This is a genomic window from Halomonas faecis (assembly GCF_010993975.1).
Lineage (GTDB): Bacteria > Pseudomonadota > Gammaproteobacteria > Pseudomonadales > Halomonadaceae > Halomonas > Halomonas faecis.
Window position 1 is genome coordinate 97,007 of the sequence record NZ_JAACZO010000032.1, and the last position, 15,678, is coordinate 112,684.

At 65.3% G+C, this 15,678-nt stretch carries 14 protein-coding genes; 13 read left to right on the plus strand and 1 reads right to left on the minus strand.

The window, feature by feature from the left end; all coding sequences use genetic code 11:
• Nucleotides 1-2: 2 nt before the first annotated feature.
• From GFD32_RS12260 to GFD32_RS12270, 3 genes are all read left to right on the plus strand, one after another.
• A complete protein-coding gene (locus GFD32_RS12260) occupies nucleotides 3-1,400 on the plus strand; it encodes a sensor histidine kinase (protein ID WP_163576902.1) in 1,398 nt (465 codons plus the stop codon).
• Between the two features lie 315 nt (nucleotides 1,401-1,715).
• On the plus strand, nucleotides 1,716-3,560 hold the full coding sequence (gene ilvD, locus GFD32_RS12265; protein ID WP_163576903.1) for a dihydroxy-acid dehydratase: 1,845 nt from the start codon (nucleotides 1,716-1,718) through the stop codon (nucleotides 3,558-3,560).
• 73 nt (nucleotides 3,561-3,633) lie between these two features.
• Entirely contained in the window at nucleotides 3,634-4,719 is a 1,086-nt protein-coding gene (locus GFD32_RS12270) for an oxidoreductase (protein WP_163576904.1), read from the plus strand.
• A gap of 2 nt (nucleotides 4,720-4,721) precedes the next feature.
• Here the strand turns inward: GFD32_RS12270 and nudE are convergent, their stop codons facing one another.
• Complete coding sequence (nudE, locus tag GFD32_RS12275; protein ID WP_163576905.1) at nucleotides 4,722-5,309, minus strand: ADP compounds hydrolase NudE; 588 nt, start codon at nucleotides 5,307-5,309, stop codon at nucleotides 4,722-4,724.
• A gap of 78 nt (nucleotides 5,310-5,387) precedes the next feature.
• On the opposite strand from nudE, the gene yrfG reads away from it, so the two are divergent.
• From yrfG to GFD32_RS12325, 10 genes are all read left to right on the plus strand, one after another.
• The gene (gene yrfG, locus GFD32_RS12280) at nucleotides 5,388-6,080 is read left to right on the plus strand and encodes a GMP/IMP nucleotidase (RefSeq protein ID WP_163576906.1); all 693 of its coding nucleotides are present in this window, start codon (nucleotides 5,388-5,390) and stop codon (nucleotides 6,078-6,080) included.
• Complete coding sequence (hslR, locus tag GFD32_RS12285; RefSeq protein ID WP_163576907.1) at nucleotides 6,077-6,469, plus strand: ribosome-associated heat shock protein Hsp15; 393 nt, start codon at nucleotides 6,077-6,079, stop codon at nucleotides 6,467-6,469. The genes yrfG and hslR overlap by 4 nt, the downstream gene beginning before the upstream one ends.
• Nucleotides 6,470-6,547: 78 nt before the next feature.
• Entirely contained in the window at nucleotides 6,548-6,784 is a 237-nt protein-coding gene (locus GFD32_RS12290; RefSeq protein WP_163576908.1) for a type II toxin-antitoxin system Phd/YefM family antitoxin, read from the plus strand.
• On the plus strand, nucleotides 6,785-7,210 hold the full coding sequence (locus GFD32_RS12295) for a type II toxin-antitoxin system VapC family toxin (RefSeq protein ID WP_163576909.1): 426 nt from the start codon (nucleotides 6,785-6,787) through the stop codon (nucleotides 7,208-7,210).
• 108 nt (nucleotides 7,211-7,318) lie between these two features.
• Complete coding sequence (gene hslO, locus GFD32_RS12300) at nucleotides 7,319-8,194, plus strand: Hsp33 family molecular chaperone HslO (protein ID WP_163576910.1); 876 nt, start codon at nucleotides 7,319-7,321, stop codon at nucleotides 8,192-8,194.
• 317 nt (nucleotides 8,195-8,511) lie between these two features.
• Nucleotides 8,512-10,068, plus strand: coding sequence for a phosphoenolpyruvate carboxykinase (locus GFD32_RS12305; RefSeq protein WP_163576911.1), 1,557 nt, complete (start codon nucleotides 8,512-8,514; stop codon nucleotides 10,066-10,068).
• Nucleotides 10,069-10,183: 115 nt separating this feature from the next.
• Nucleotides 10,184-10,699, plus strand: coding sequence for a peptide-methionine (R)-S-oxide reductase MsrB (msrB, locus tag GFD32_RS12310; RefSeq protein WP_163576912.1), 516 nt, complete (start codon nucleotides 10,184-10,186; stop codon nucleotides 10,697-10,699).
• A 280-nt stretch (nucleotides 10,700-10,979) separates the two neighbouring features.
• The gene (locus tag GFD32_RS12315) at nucleotides 10,980-13,352 is read left to right on the plus strand and encodes a Tex family protein (RefSeq protein WP_163576913.1); all 2,373 of its coding nucleotides are present in this window, start codon (nucleotides 10,980-10,982) and stop codon (nucleotides 13,350-13,352) included.
• A gap of 107 nt (nucleotides 13,353-13,459) precedes the next feature.
• Nucleotides 13,460-15,100, plus strand: coding sequence for a glutamate--cysteine ligase (gene gshA / locus GFD32_RS12320; RefSeq protein WP_163576914.1), 1,641 nt, complete (start codon nucleotides 13,460-13,462; stop codon nucleotides 15,098-15,100).
• Nucleotides 15,100-15,618, plus strand: a complete 519-nt coding sequence (locus GFD32_RS12325; RefSeq protein ID WP_163577064.1) for a disulfide bond formation protein B — start codon at nucleotides 15,100-15,102, stop codon at nucleotides 15,616-15,618. The genes gshA and GFD32_RS12325 overlap by 1 nt, the downstream gene beginning before the upstream one ends.
• Nucleotides 15,619-15,678 lie beyond the last annotated feature (60 nt).

Here is a 15,678-nt window from a genome sequence, read left to right on the forward strand (position 1 = left end):
CCATGAGTCGTCACAACGATGGTCGTAGCGAAGGCAATGAGCAGCCATACGGGGATTGCCCGAGTGCGATGCCGCATCAGGTCGAAGCGGAGGAGTGGACCGAGAACGCCTGGATGGAAGTGATCCAACGGATGGATGAGGTCTACCGCGAGTTGCTGGATAATGAGACGGCCCTGGAGGAGAAGAATCGCGAACTGGAGCAGTCACAGAGCTTCATGTTGAGCGTGCTGGCGGCGATGTCCGATATTCTCCTAGTGTGTGATCGTCGGGGACATATCAGCCAGGTCAATCGGGCCTTTATGGATCTGGTCGGCATGACCGAGCGAGAACTGATCGGTCAGCCGCTGTCAGCGATGCTGGGCGATGAGGCGTCACGTGCGCGACTCTGCCAGCCGACGCGCTTTCGTCGCGCCCACGACGAGCCCATCCACGACTGCGAAGTGAGCTTTTGCTCACCCAGCTCGCCCGATCCTCGACCAGTGGCCGTTAACTGTTCTCCTCTGCTCGATGCATCACGACGAGTGACCGGCATGGTCATCGTCGGCCGTCCCGTGGGTGAGCTTCGCCAGGCCTACCAGGCGCTCAACGACGCACATCAGTCGCTCAAGAGGACGCAGCAGCAGCTGGTGCAGAGCGAGAAACTCGCCTCCCTGGGGCAACTGGTCGCCGGGGTCGCCCATGAGCTGAACAACCCGATCGGCTTCGTGCTGGGCAATGTATTCGCTTTGCGGCGCTACACGGAGCGGATCATGTGCTACCTGGAGGCGGTGCATCGGCAGGCTCCACTGGATGAGCTTCACCGGCTGCGCACGGAGCTGCGCATCGATCACCTCCTTGCCGACCTGCCTTCACTGGTCGAAGGCACCGTGGAAGGGGCGGAGCGCACCCAGGATATCGTCGATGCCCTCAAGCGGTTCTCGGCGTCGGATGAGCGGCTCGACCAGTTCGTTGATCTTTCCCAGGTGGTGGCACGCTCCCTGCACTGGGTCGAGCGTGCCACCCCCAGGCGGCTCGATATGAGCAATGACCTGCCGGAGACTCTGGTCGTGCACGGTTCGGAAAGTCAGCTCCAGCAGGTGGTCATCAATCTCTTGAACAATGCTCTCGATGCGATGCAGGAGAGTCCTCAGCCACGCCTATGCATCAGCGGCGAGGTGCAGGACGGCCTGGTCACCGTCCGTTTTCACGATGACGGCCCGGGCGTTGATCCCAGTGTGATGGGCAGGATCTTCGATCCTTTCTTTACCACTAAGCCCGTCGGTAGCGGCACCGGCCTGGGCCTATCGGTGAGCTATGGCATCGTCGACCGCCACGGCGGCCGCCTCGAGGTGGACAATCACCCGCAAGGCGGTGCCGTCTTTCGCTTGACGCTGCCCGCGGCTCGTTCGGAAGGGCCGTGACTTTGCACTTCACCAAGCGCTACCGGGACATGGCCAAGGTGGTGTTCGGGTGACCGGCTGCGCCGGAGCGGTAAGCCATAAGCTTGAAGCTGAAAGAGTCACCCAGCAGCAAGCGTCAAACAGGGCTGTTGCGGTGGGACATGATGAGCGGCGCCGGGAAAGCCGCGTTTCCCCACTCGCCCTGCTGGTTGTTGCGCTCCTGCCTTCTGGCATGCCCGCGCCGCTCGTGCCAGAATCGGTGGTCCGACTGGACACTAGACCGTTAGGTCATTCATGAATGGCCCGAGGCGGCGTGACTGAGCACGAGAGGACACCATGCCCGAGTATCGTTCCCGCACCACCACCGCCGGCCGCAACATGGCCGGCGCCCGCGCCCTGTGGCGCGCCACCGGCATGAAGGACGACGACTTCCATAAGCCGATCGTCGCCGTGGCCAACTCCTTCACCCAGTTCGTGCCCGGCCACGTACACCTGAAGGACATGGGGCAACTGGTGGCCCGCGAGATCGAGAAGGCCGGCGGAGTGGCCAAGGAGTTCAACACCATCGCCGTGGACGACGGCATCGCCATGGGCCACGACGGCATGCTCTACTCGCTGCCCAGCCGCGACATCATTGCCGACAGCGTCGAGTACATGGTCAACGCCCACTGCGCCGATGCCCTGGTGTGCATCTCCAACTGCGACAAGATCACCCCGGGGATGCTGATGGCGGCCATGCGCCTCAACGTGCCCACCATCTTCGTTTCCGGCGGGCCCATGGAAGCCGGCAAGACCAAGCTGCTCGACCACGGCCTCGACTTGGTGGACGCCATGGTGATGGCCGCCGACGACAGCGTCGACGACGCCACCCTGGCCGAGGTGGAGCGCAGCGCCTGCCCCACCTGCGGCAGCTGCTCGGGCATGTTCACCGCCAATTCCATGAACTGCCTCACCGAGGCGCTGGGCCTGGCGCTGCCCGGCAACGGCACCATGCTCGCCACCCATGCCGATCGTCGCCGGCTGTTCGAGAGCGCCGGCCACCGCATCGTCGAGCTGGCCAAGCGCGTCTACGAAGGCGACGAAGCCCACCTGCTGCCACGTGCCATCGGCTCCAGGGCGGCGTTTGGCAACGCCATGACGCTCGACATCGCCATGGGCGGCTCCACCAACACCATCCTGCACCTGCTGGCCGCCGCCCAGGAGGCGGAGATCGATTTCACCATGGCCGACATCGACCGCCTGTCGCGGGAGGTGCCGCAGCTGTGCAAGGTGGCGCCCAACACCCAGCAGTACCACATCGAGGACGTGCACCGCGCCGGCGGCATCATGGCGATTCTCGGCGAACTCGACCGCGCCGGCGTGCTGGATACCCGGGTGCCCACCGTTTACGGCGACACCCTGAAGGCGGCGCTGGACGAGTGGGACATCATGCGCTCGCCGAGCCCCGAGGTAGTGGAGTTCTTCAAGGCGGGCCCCGGCGGCGTTCCCACCCAGACGGCCTTCTCGCAGAGCGCCCGCTGGCCGAGCCTCGACGGCGACCGCGCCACCGGCTGCGTGCGCGACCTGGAGCACGCCTTCTCCAGGCAGGGCGGCCTGGCCGTGCTCTACGGCAACATCGCCCGCGATGGCTGTGTGGTGAAGACAGCCGGCGTCGACGATTCGATCCTCGTCTTCGAGGGCCCGGCCCATGTGGTCGAATCCCAGGACCAGGCCGTGGAGCACATCCTCGGTGGCCAGGTGAAGGAAGGCGAGGTGGTCGTCATTCGCTACGAGGGCCCCAAGGGTGGGCCGGGCATGCAGGAGATGCTCTACCCGACCTCGTACCTGAAATCCAAGGGGCTGGGCAAGGCGTGTGCGCTGCTCACCGACGGGCGCTTCTCCGGCGGCACCTCCGGGCTTTCCATCGGCCACGTCTCGCCGGAAGCGGGAGCGGGCGGCGCCATCGGCCTGGTCGAGAGCGGCGACACCATTCGCATCGACATTCCCAATCGCACCATCGACGTCCAGCTTTCCGACGACGAGCTCGCGGCGCGTCGCGAGGCGATGGAGGCGAGGGGCAAAGATGCCTGGAAGCCCGCCATTCAGCGTGATCGCAAGGTGTCGGCAGCGCTCAAGGCCTATGCTCTGCTGGCCACCTCTGCCGACAAGGGTGCGGTTCGCGACCTCACCAAGCTCGATTAGAGAATGTTTACATCATCAGGAAGGCAGTAGCCCGTAAATATTCTCTGAATTTCGTCGGCAGGGCAGCAACGATATGAAGCAGCAAACCTATGGCGTCGGCCTCGTCGGTTTCGGGGTCGCCGGCCGATACTTCCATGCGCCGCTGATCCAGGCCACGCCCGGCCTGGAGCTGCTGGCGGTCGTCAGCAGCCGCACGGATTCCGTCCAGGAGTCACTGCCCGGCGTCGACGTGCTGCCCAAGGCGGCGGCACTCTTCGCCCGGAGCGACATCGACCTGGTGGTGATCGCCACCCCCAATGAAACCCACTTTCCGCTGGGCAAGGCCGCCCTGGCGGCCGGCAAGCATCTGGTGATCGACAAGCCATTGACGGTGTCGGTATCGGAGGCGCGACTGCTCAAGACCCAGGCGGAGAAAGCCGAGCGGATGCTCAGCGTCTTCCATAACCGTCGCTGGGACAGCGAATTCCTGACGCTACAGGAGCTGCTCGATTCGCGGACTCTGGGCCGGCCGGTGTCGCTGGAGCTGCGCTTCGACCGTTTTCGCCCCCATGTGGCGGACCGCTGGCGCGATCACCACAAGCCGGGTAGCGGCATCTGGTATGACCTGGGCGCACACCTGCTCGACCAGGCGCATGTCTTGTTCGGCATGCCCAGAGCCATTCTTCTGGAGCTGGCGACCGCTCGTGAACGAGCCGAGGTCGACGATGAATTCCTGGCGTTGCTCGATTACGAAGGCATGCGCGTGATGCTTCAGGCGAGCTCGCTGGTGGCCGAGGCCACGCCGCGCCTGGCGTTGCATGGCACGCGGGGAAGCTTCGTCAAGTACGGAGCCGACCCCCAGGAGCGCTGGCTGCGGGAAGGACGCGTGCCCGCCCCGGCCTGGGGGGAAGACCCGCAGGCCGGCGAGCTTCTGCTCGACCGGGGCGAGGGAGGCGAGGTGTCACTGGTGCGTCAGGATCACCCCGCCGTGCCCGGCGACTACCTGGCGTTCTATGCCGGCATCGTCGATGCCCTGGCCGGTGAGGCTCCGCCGCCGGTGAGCGTCGATCAGGCCTTGTCGGTGATGACTCTCATCGAAGCCGGTCTCGACAGCTACCGCCAGGGGCGCTGGATTCGCCTTCGCGAAGAGGGCGGTCCGCGCCATCTGAATGCCCGCTGAGACTACCAGCTCAGCGGCGATTCGCTGGACTGGCGTTGACGCAGGGCATCGCGGGCGATGAACAGTGCAGCGATGGCGCGCGCCTCGTGGAAGTCCTCGCGCAGCAGCAGCGCCGAAAGTTCCTCCAGCGCGTGGGTCTCGACGATCAACGGTTCGGGCTCGTCGCCGGGCAGGCGTTTGGGGTAGAGATCGGTGGCCAGCAGCACCTGCATGCGGTGGCGCATGTAGTTGGGGGCCAAGGACAGCTCGACCAGCGGCTCGATGTGCTCCGCCCCGAAGCCGCACTCTTCCATCAGCTCGCGATTGGCTGCGCTGATCACGTCTTCGCCGGGGTCGACCAGCCCCTTGGGCAGCGTCAGCACATAGTCTTCGAAACCGGCCGCGTACTCGCGGATCAGCAGCACGTGGTCGGGGTCGGGCATGGCGACGATCATCACCGCACCCTGATCGCTGCCGGTCAGGCGCTCGAAGGTGCGCTCGGCACCGTTGGCGAAACGCAGCTCCAGCGACTCGACGTGGAACAGCCGACTCTTCGCCACCGATTGACACGACAGCACCTGGGGCTTGCGGGGCCAGGGGGTCTCTGACATGGGAACTCCGTTTCTGTCATGAAGTCTGGCTGATACACTACCACGCCTGCCCCCGACCGCACGCCACCTGGAGCCGCGATGATCGACTGGCGCGCCATCGATACCGTTCTGCTGGACATGGACGGCACCCTGCTGGACCTGCATTTCGACAGCCACTTCTGGCTCGAGCACCTGCCGCGCCGCTACGCAGAGCTGCACCGCCTGGACGAGGCCACCCAGGAGCAGGTGCGTGCGCGCATCATTCGCGAGAAGGGCACGCTCAACTGGTACAGCCTGGCCTACTGGAGCCGGGAACTGGGCGTCGACGTGCTGACGCTCAAGCGCGAGGTGCAGCACCTGATCGGTTTGCGTAGCGATGCTCTGGATTTCCTCAAGTGGCTCAAGCGCGCCCATCCACGAGTCGTGCTGGCCACCAACGCCGATCGTGAAGGGCTGGCGCTCAAGCTGCCGCTCACCGGCCTCGAGACCTACGTGGATGCCATCGTCTCCTCGGAGGATCTGGGCGTGCCCAAGGAGGCCCAGGCGTTCTGGTTCGCCCTGCAGGAGGTCGAGCCCTTCGATCCGGCGCGCACGCTGTTCATCGACGACAACGTCAGCGTGCTGGAGAGTGCCCGCGAGTTCGGCATTCGTCACCTGTTGGGCATCAAGCAGCCCGACAGCACGCGGCCGGAAAAGGAGCTCGAGGAGTTCATCGCCCTGGATCGCTTTGCCACCATCCTGCCCCAGGAACTGCCCCGGGAAGCGCGGCGTGACGGCGAGGGGGAAGCGTGAGCGGCGTGCGGCTCGACAAGTGGCTGTGGGCGGCGCGCTTCTTCAAGACGCGCCAGCTGGCCAAGAAGGCCATCGAGGGTGGCAAGGTGCACTACAATGGCGCCCGCGCCAAGACCAGCAAGACCGTGGAGCCGGGGGCCTTGATTCGCGTTCCTCAAGGTTGGGATATCTGGGAAGTGGAAGTGCTGGCGCTCTCCGATCAACGCCGCGGTGCCCCCGAGGCGCGCGAGCTCTATCGCGAGACACCGGAAAGCGTCGAGCGCCGCGCTCGCGAAGCCGAGGCGCGGCGCCTCACCAACCAGGCCATGCAGCATCCCATGAAGCGTCCCGACAAGCGGGAACGTCGCAAGATCAAGCGGTTCCAGCGCGAGCAGGGCGATGATGTCTAATTAGCCCGCACCGACTCGGCTGTCGGTTTTATCTCAGGCGGTGTACACTACGGATGTACACAATCCGAGGGCGGCATCGTGCAAACCATCAACGTCCGTGACACTCGCGACCGGCTGGCGAGCTTGCTGGATGCGGTAGCTGCCGGCGAAGAAATCATCATCTTACGGCGTGGTCAGCCTGCCGCGAAGCTGGTGGCCGCGACGCCTGCAGAGGTGCGTTTCCCTGATCGACGCTCTTTGCGTGCCGAGCTGCCCCCCATGCAGGACACGGTAGCCGAGTCCGTTCGGGCGCTGCGCGATGAGGAGCGCTACTGAATGCTCTATTTCGATACCAGCGCCCTGTTACCGTATTACCGTCAGGAAGCCAGTAGTGAGGCGGTACAGACATTGCTGGCGTGCCAGCAACGCCCCGTCCTGATCAGTCAGCTTACCGAGGTCGAGGTGGCTTCGGCGTTGGCGCGCTGGGTACGCACCGAGGAGCTTACCGAGCCGCAGGCCAATCGGGTGGAAAGCGCCTTTCATGAAGATGCATCCGCCGGTCGATTCGTGGTGTGTCCCATCGAATCCAGCCATTATCAGCGTGCCAGCCACTGGTTATTGGCTCGCAAGACTGCGTTGAGAACGCTGGATGCGCTCCATCTGGCTTGTGCAGAAGCCCACCAGGCTGTCGTGATCACGCAGGACGAGGCCTTGATGAAGGCCGCTCTCTACTATGGGCTTAGCGCAGAGCAACCAGGATAAAGATCAAGCGCTTACCGCGTCAGCAGGGCGATGGTTCTCAACTGCGCTAAGTGCCTGTTCCTGCACGGGTTGTACCCACGAACCTCGATGTCCGAACCGGAATATCTCATGACCGACCAGATCCAACGCTTCCTGTTCGAGCGCACCAACGTGCGTGGCGAGATCGTCACTCTCGAACGGGCCTACGCCGACGTGCTCGAGCGTCACGCCTACCCCGCCGCCGTCAACCGGCTGCTGGGCGAACTGCTGGCTGCGGTGGCCCTGCTAACCGATACCGTCAAGCTCGATGGCATCCTGAGCATCGAAGTGCGCGGCCAGGGTGCGCTCTCGCTGCTGATGGCCGAGTCCAATCCCGGCGGCGAGCTGCGCGCCATCGCCCGGCTGAGCGAGGAGGCCGAGCTGCCGGCGGGCGACGCGGCTTTCCGCGATCTGGTGGGAGATGGCCAGATCGTGATCACCCTGGACCCGCGCGAGGGCAATCGCTATCAGGGCATCGTGGCGCTCGACCACGACAGTCTGGCGGGGTGTCTGGAAGCCTATTTCGCCCAGTCCGAACAGCTGCCCACCCGGCTGTGGCTGGCTGCCGACGGGTCGCGCGCCGGCGGGCTGCTGCTGCAGCGCTTGCCGGACGAGTCGCTCAACCAGGATGACGATGCCTGGGCGCGAACCGTGCATCTGGCCGAGACTCTGGGTGACGCCGAGCTGCTGGGCCTGGCCCAGCACGAGCTGCTGCACCGCCTTTATCATGAAGAGACCGTACGCGTCTTCGAACCCAAGGCTCTGCGTTTTGGCTGCACCTGCTCTCGCGAACGTATTGCCCAGGCGCTGTTGACGCTGGGTGCCGAAGAGGTTCGCGACATCCTTGCCGAACAAGGGGCCGTCGATACCCAGTGCCACTTCTGCCACAGCCGTTACCATTTCGGTGCCGCCGAGGTCGAGGCGCTGCTGCAGGCTGGCGACGCCACACCGCCGACGTTGCACTGAAGGGTCGCTTCGGGTTTCGAGGGGCGAGTTGGACTATAGCCCGCAGCCCGCAGCGCTGCACAGCAGCATGAATCGTGCGACAAAGTGTCGCGAAATGGTCTCGATGTAGTAGTAAAACTACAAGAACTTCGGCCAACGGCAGCGTTCCCCATGGCCTTGCTTTTTGCCATAATGGCGCCCGCTTTTCGGCCGATTGCCCTGCTCATAACAGCGATAAGTACGGTGACCCCCTCGGGAGCGATCGGAAACCCTTAGCAAATGGCGTGCTCAGCGCCAGGCCCACGAGAGAGAACCGGCCGCAAGGCCCAGGAACCGACATGACCAAACCTCGAGTCGCCCCCCAAGCCCACGCCAACCTCAGCAGCGCCGAACTCATCGAACGCGCCGTGCTGCGCGGCGAAGGCCGCCTGGCCGCCAACGGCGCCCTGGTGGTGAACACCGGCGAGCGCACCGGTCGCTCGCCCAAGGATCGCTATATCGTCGATGAGCCGTCCACCAGTGGCCAGATCGACTGGGGTAGCGTCAACCGCCCCTTCGATGCCGACAAGTTCGATGCCCTGTGGGGGCGCGTGGAAGACTACCTGGGCGGCGGCGAGCATTTCGTGTCCGAGCTTCACGTGGGCAGCGACCCGGAGCACTATCTGCCGGTGCGGGTGACTACCGAGACCGCCTGGCACAACCTCTTCGGGCGTACCATGTTCGTGCGGCCCACCGCCTACAATCCTGCCGCCAAGAATGAGTGGACGATCCTCAACGCGCCCTTCTTTGAATGCGACCCGGCGCGTGACGGCACCAACTCCGACGGTACCGTGATCATCAACTTCGCCCAGCAGAGAGTGCTGATCGCCGGCATGCGCTACGCTGGCGAAATGAAGAAGGCCATGTTCTCGGTGCAGAATTTCCTGCTGCCGTCTTTCGACGTGCTGCCCATGCACTGCAGCGCCAACGTCGGCGAAGACGGCGAGACTACGCTGTTCTTCGGTCTTTCCGGCACCGGCAAGACCACGCTTTCCGCCGATCCGGCACGCTATTTGATCGGTGACGACGAACATGGCTGGGGTCCGGGCACCGTGTTCAACATCGAAGGCGGTTGCTATGCCAAGTGCATCGACCTCTCCGAAAAGAACGAGCCGGTGATCTGGAACGCCATCAAGTTCGGCACCGTGCTGGAGAACGTGGTTCTCGACGATCGCCGCGAACCCGACTTTGCCGACGACAGCCTGACTCAGAATTCTCGGGCGGCCTATCCGCTGGAGCACGTCGGCAAGCGCGTTCCCGAGAACCGTGCCGGCGAGCCCAATGCGATCATCTTCCTGACCTGCGACATGAGCGGCGTGCTGCCGCCGGTCTCGGTGCTGTCCAAGGAAGCGGCGGCGTATCACTTCCTCTCCGGCTACACCGCCAAGGTGGGCTCCACCGAGATGGGGTCTTCCAGTGGTCTCGAGGCCACCTTCTCCACCTGCTTCGGCGCGCCTTTCTTCCCGCGACCGGCCCGTGAGTATGCCGACCTGCTGATCAAGCGCGTGGCCGCGAAGGATGCCCAGGTTTACCTGGTCAATACCGGCTGGACCGGCGGCGCCTACGGCGAGGGCGGCTCGCGCTTCTCCATCCCCACCACGCGCGCCATCATCAGCGCCATTCAGTCCGGCGTGCTGCGCGAGGTCGAGACCCAGCGCATCGAAGGTCTCAACCTCGATGTGCCGACCGTCGTACCGGGTGTCGATACCCGCCTGCTCGACCCGCGCGAAACCTGGGAGGACAAGGCCGCCTATGACCGCAAGCGGGACGACCTGGCCGCCAAGTTCGTCGACAACTTCAAGAAGTTCGACGGCGTGAGCGAGGCCATCGTCAAGGCGGGACCGAGTCTCGTCTGACGCTTCGTCGAGCCGAACCGCTGCCGGGAACGGCGGTCATAACGGGGGAGGGCATGTGCTCTCCCCCGTTGCGTTCCTGGCATTCGGGGCGTCTGTTATCCCTAGGAGGTCGATCATGCGGCGGCGCCATTTTCTGAGTCTGCTCGGCGTGACCGGTGCGGCCACGCTGATTCCCGGGGTGAGCCTGGGGTACGTTCGTGTGAACCTGGAGCGGGCCGAAGACATCGAGCCGCTCGAGCTCTCCGAGGCCGAGTGGCGTGAGCGACTCACCCGCGATGAGTTCTGGATCCTGCGCGATCACGGCACCGAAGAGCCTTTCTCCAGCCCGCTGGATGCGGAGACGCGCGAGGGCGAGTATCGCTGCGCCGGCTGCGATCTACTGCTGTTCACCAGTGCCATGAAGTACGACTCCGGTACCGGTTGGCCCAGCTTCTTCGAGCACGTGGAAGGGCATCTGCTCAGCCAGCTCGATTTCAGCATGCTGCTGCCTCGCACCGAGTATCACTGCGCGCGCTGCGGTGGCCACCAGGGCCACGTCTTCGATGATGGCCCCGACCCCACCGGGCTGCGCTGGTGCAACAACGGGTTGGCGCTGAGCTTTCATCCGGCCCCGACTTCGTCGGGAGCTTGAAGCCATAAGCTTGAAGCTGTAAGAAAACCCGGCCGGGCCTGGCCCGGAGCTTGAAGTCATAAGCTTGAAGAAAAACCCGACCGGGCTTCGCCCGGAGCGGTGAGATCGTCCGCTTCGCGGCCGTAAGCTGGAAGCTTGAAGAAAACCCTTGACCCCATTATTGCTGGGCTCACTGCCTTCCAGCTTCCAGCTCCGGGCGAAGCCCAGGTCAGGCTCCCGGCGAAGCCGGCCTTGTGATACCGTTGCGCCTCTTCTCTGACGCAGCAACGCCAAGGATGTCATGGACGCCACGACCCGCATCATTTCCCGTCTCGCCGAAGAGCTCGCCGTTCGCCCTCAGCAGGTGTCGGCCACGGTGGAGCTGCTCGACGGCGGCGCCACCGTGCCCTTCATCGCCCGCTACCGCAAGGAGGTCACCGGTGGCCTCGACGACACCCAGCTGCGCCAGCTGGACGAGCGCCTGCGCTATCTGCGTGAGCTCGAGGAGCGCCGGGAGGCGGTGCTCGCGGCGATCGACGAGCAGGGCAAGCTCACGGCTGAGCTCGAGAGTCTGATCCAGGCCGCCGACACCAAGCAGCGCCTGGAAGATCTCTACCTGCCCTATAAGAAGAAGCGCCGCACCAAGGCGCAGATCGCCCGCGAGGCGGGGCTGGAGCCGCTGGCCGATGCGCTGCTGACAGACCCCGGCCTTGACCCCGAAACCGAGGCGGCGAAGTACCTTCGCGCGGCCGAGGGCGACACTCCCGCCGTCGAGGATGCGAAAGCCGCATTGGATGGGGCAAAGCAGATCCTGATGGAGCGTTTCGCCGAGGATCCCGAGCTGGTCGGCGCGCTGCGTGAGCGGCTATGGAGCGAGGGCGAACTCAGTGCGCGCCTGCTCGAGGGCAAGGAGCGCGAAGGTGCCAAGTTCTCCGACTACTTCGAGCACGACGAAAAACTCGCCAAGGTCCCCTCGCATCGCGCGCTGGCCATGTTCCGCGGCCGCAACGAAGGGGTGCTGGCACTGGCCATCCGTTTACCCGGCGAAGACGAGGCGCCCATCCATCCCGCCCAGGTGGCCATCGCCAGGCATTTCGGTATCCGCGACAAAGGTCGCGCGGCCGACAAGTGGCTGCGTGACGTGGTGCGCTGGACATGGCGGGTCAAGCTCTACACCCACCTCGAAACCGAGCTGCTGGGCCGGCTGCGCGAGCGCGCCGAGGCCGAGGCCATCGATGTCTTCGCCGCCAACCTCAAGGATCTGCTGCTCGCCGCCCCGGCGGGGCAGAAGGCGACCCTGGCCATCGATCCCGGCCTGCGCACCGGTTGCAAGGTGGCGGTGGTCGACGCCACGGGGCAGTTTCTCGAACATGCCACCATCTATCCCCATGCCCCTCAGAAGCGCTGGGACGCGGCGCTGGCCGAACTCGCCAAGCTGGTGGAAAAGCACGACGTGACGCTGATTGCCGTGGGCAACGGCACGGCGAGCCGCGAAACCGACAAGCTGGCCGCCGACCTGGTCAAGCTTTTTTCTTCAAAGAGCGGGGCCGGCAAGCGCAATCTCTCCAAGGTGATGGTCAGCGAGGCGGGAGCGTCGGTCTACTCGGCTTCCGAGTACGCGTCTCGCGAGCTGCCCGATCTCGACGTCACCATTCGCGGCGCCGTCTCCATCGCCCGGCGCCTGCAGGACCCGCTGGCCGAGCTGGTCAAGATCGAGCCCAAGTCCATCGGCGTGGGTCAGTACCAGCACGATGTCTCCCAGCTGCAGCTGTCGAAGAGCCTCGAGGCGGTGATCGAGGATTGCGTGAACGCCGTGGGCGTCGATCTCAACACCGCCTCGAGCGCGCTGCTCTCCCGGGTGGCCGGCCTCAGCCCGGCGCTGGCCGAGGCTGTCGTCGCGCGGCGCAACGCCGAAGGCGCCTTCACCAGCCGCAAGCAGCTGCTCGACGTCAGCCGCCTGGGGCCCAAGACCTTCGAGCAGTGTGCGGGGTTTCTGCGCATCATGAACGGCGACAACCCGTTGGACGCCAGCGCCGTGCATCCCGAGGCCTATCCGCTGGTAGAACGCATTGCCGAGCGCAATGGCCGGCCGCTGGCCGGGCTGATCGGCGACAGCGCCACCCTCAAGACGGTGAAGCCCGCCGACTTCGCCGACGAGCGCTTCGGCGTGCCCACGGTGACCGACATCCTCGCCGAACTCGACAAGCCCGGCCGCGACCCGCGGCCCGAGTTCAAGGCCGCCGAGTTCCGCGAAGGTGTCGAGACGCTCAAGGATCTCGAGCCTGGCATGATCCTCGAGGGCAGCGTTACCAATGTCACCCACTTCGGCGCCTTCGTCGACATCGGTGTCCACCAGGATGGTCTGGTGCACATTTCGGCGCTCTCCGATCGTTTCGTCGAGGATCCGCGTTCGGTGGTCAAGGCCGGTGACATCGTCACGGTGAAAGTGATGAGCGTGGATCTGGAGCGCGCGCGCATCGGCCTGACCATGCGTCTGGACGACCAACCGGACGAGGAGGGCGGCAAGCCTCGCCGCGGTGGAGAAAAACGCAACGCCTCGCAGGGCAAGCCACCGCGCAAGGGCGCGGACCAGGGCGGCCGTCAGGGCGATTCGGGCAGTCAGCTCGGGGCGCTCGGCGAAGCACTGCGCCAGGCGCAGCGCGGCAAGTCTTGAACCCCGCGTGCGTGCCGTCATACTTGACACCATTACCCGCGGCCGCCTTCAGCGGCCGCCTCGCTTAGACCGGCTGCTGGGCGCAGCCATGACATGGGGTTGTCGCCTTGTCTGAATCACTGACTGCCACCGTTTCGCGTCTCTCCACCCTGGCCCGCCAGCGGCGCTTCGGCCATTTGCGGCGCGGCGTCGAGAAGGAGGGGCTGCGCGTCGACCGTGACGGCCGCATCGCGGCGACGCCGCATCCCGCGGCGCTGGGCTCCAAGCTGACGCATCCGCACATCACCACCGACTACTCCGAGGCGCTGCTCGAGTACATCACGCCGGTCTATTGCCGGCCGGCGGATGCCATGGCGTTTCTCGCCGACCTGCATCGCTTCAGCCATCGCCATCTGGGCGACGAGTTGATCTGGCCGGGCAGCATGCCGGCGCGGCTCGACGGCAACGATAGCGTGACCATCGCCGACTACGGCACCTCCAACGTGGGAATGATGAAGCACGTCTATCGCCGCGGGCTGGACGTGCGCTACGGGCGCATCATGCAGGCCATCGCCGGCGTGCACTACAATTTCTCGCTGCCCGACGAGCTGTGGATGCAGCTGCGCGAGATGGACGGTGCCTCGGACACGTCGCTGGACGACTACCGTTCGGCGCGCTACTTCGGACTGATACGCAACTTCCGGCGTCACAGCTGGTTGCTGCTCTATCTGTTCGGTGCCTCGCCGGCGCTCGACCGGAGCTTCCTGCCGGATGGCCGGATTCCCGACAAACTCGAGGCCCACGGCCGCGACACCCTGATCTCGCGCTACGCGACCAGTCTGCGCATGTCGGATCTGGGCTATCAGAACAAGGTGCAGGCCCAGCTGAAGATCTGTTTCAACTCCCTTTCCAACTACGTGAATACCCTGCGCCACGCCATCTCCACGCCCTGGCCGGCCTACGAGGCGCTGGGCGTGCACGAAGGCGACCGATGGCACCAGCTCAACGCCAACATCCTGCAGATCGAAAACGAGTACTACAGCGACATTCGCCCCAAGCGGGTGGCGCGCCACGACGAGACGCCGAGCCAGGCCCTCGAGGCCCGCGGCGTGGAATACATCGAGGTGCGCTGCCTCGATCTCGACCCTTTCCACGCGCTGGGCATCGATGCCGCGCGGATGCACTTTCTCGACGTCTTCCTGATGTGGTGCCTGCTTTCCGAGAGCCCATGGATTCCCGACGATGAGTGTGATCGCCTGGACGACAACCGCCAGCGAGTGGTGGAGCGCGGTCGCGACCCCGAAATGCGCCTGGAGCACGACGGGCGGCGGCGCTCGGTGGCGGAGTGGGGCGGCGAGATATTCGCCGAGCTCGCCCAGGTCGCCGAGCTCCTCGATGCCTCGGTGGAGGGAACGCCGCATGCTGACGCCCTGGCTGAGCTCGAGCCGAGTCTCGACGATCCGTCGCTGACGCCATCCGGCCGCTTGCTGGCGCGCCTCGAGGCCAGCGGCGAGGAGTTCGTCGATGTCATGTTGGAACTGGCGCAGGAGCAGGCCGCACAACTGCGTGCCGAGCCGATGGACCCCGCCCGCGAAGCGCTGTTCGCCGACTTGGTGTCTACCTCGCATCGCCAGCAGCGCGATATCGAGGCGGCCGAGACCGAGTCTTTCGAATCCTTTCTCGGCCATTACTTCGCCCGTGCCCGTGAGGCTCGCGTGGCCACGCTCGGTCGATCATCCACCATGCAGCATGCTGGAGGCGCCTCGTGATGACCTCTCTTCGTCGCTGGCGGGTGCGCCAGTGGAGCCTGGCCGGCCTGGCCTTCTGCGTGCTGATGATGGGCGTGGCGCTGTTTCTCGAACACGTGGTGGGGCTGGCGCCCTGCCCGCTGTGCATCTTCCAGCGCGTTGCCGTGCTCTCGGCGGCGGCGGTGTTTCTCGTGGCGGCGCTGCACGACCCGGCGGGACGGCTCGGTGCCGGCATCTACGGCGCTCTGTCGCTGGTAGCCGTGCTGGGCGGGGTCGGCGTGGCCTGGCGCCACCTCTGGCTGCAGTCGCTGCCGGCCGACGAGGTGCCCAGTTGCGGCCCCAGCCTGGACTACATGATGGATATCCTGCCCCTGCAGGAGATGATTTCCATGGTGCTTTCCGGCTCAGGCGAGTGTGCCGACATCGATTTCCTGTTTCTCGGCATCTCGCTGCCGGGCTGGACGCTCGTCGGCTTCCTGGTGCTGGCGCTGGCGCCGCTGGGTCTGCTGTACCGTTCCTGGAGCGTTGAACGTCACTGACGGTGCCGACGCATCGGGATTGACAGCGACCCTGGCCGCGAGCGAGTCTGAGCGACGTCG

Coding starts and splice junctions, on each gene's coding strand:
- GFD32_RS12260 (WP_163576902.1), top strand. CDS start 3: ATGAGTCGTCACAACGATGGTCGTAGCGAAGGCAATGAGCAGCCATAC.
- nudE (WP_163576905.1), bottom strand. CDS start 5,309: ATGTCAGAGACCCCCTGGCCCCGCAAGCCCCAGGTGCTGTCGTGTCAA.
- msrB (WP_163576912.1), top strand. CDS start 10,184: ATGCGGCGGCGCCATTTTCTGAGTCTGCTCGGCGTGACCGGTGCGGCC.
- GFD32_RS12295 (WP_163576909.1), top strand. CDS start 6,785: ATGCTCTATTTCGATACCAGCGCCCTGTTACCGTATTACCGTCAGGAA.
- GFD32_RS12325 (WP_163577064.1), top strand. CDS start 15,100: ATGACCTCTCTTCGTCGCTGGCGGGTGCGCCAGTGGAGCCTGGCCGGC.
- hslO (WP_163576910.1), top strand. CDS start 7,319: ATGACCGACCAGATCCAACGCTTCCTGTTCGAGCGCACCAACGTGCGT.
- yrfG (WP_163576906.1), top strand. CDS start 5,388: ATGATCGACTGGCGCGCCATCGATACCGTTCTGCTGGACATGGACGGC.
- ilvD (WP_163576903.1), top strand. CDS start 1,716: ATGCCCGAGTATCGTTCCCGCACCACCACCGCCGGCCGCAACATGGCC.
- GFD32_RS12315 (WP_163576913.1), top strand. CDS start 10,980: ATGGACGCCACGACCCGCATCATTTCCCGTCTCGCCGAAGAGCTCGCC.
- GFD32_RS12305 (WP_163576911.1), top strand. CDS start 8,512: ATGACCAAACCTCGAGTCGCCCCCCAAGCCCACGCCAACCTCAGCAGC.
- GFD32_RS12270 (WP_163576904.1), top strand. CDS start 3,634: ATGAAGCAGCAAACCTATGGCGTCGGCCTCGTCGGTTTCGGGGTCGCC.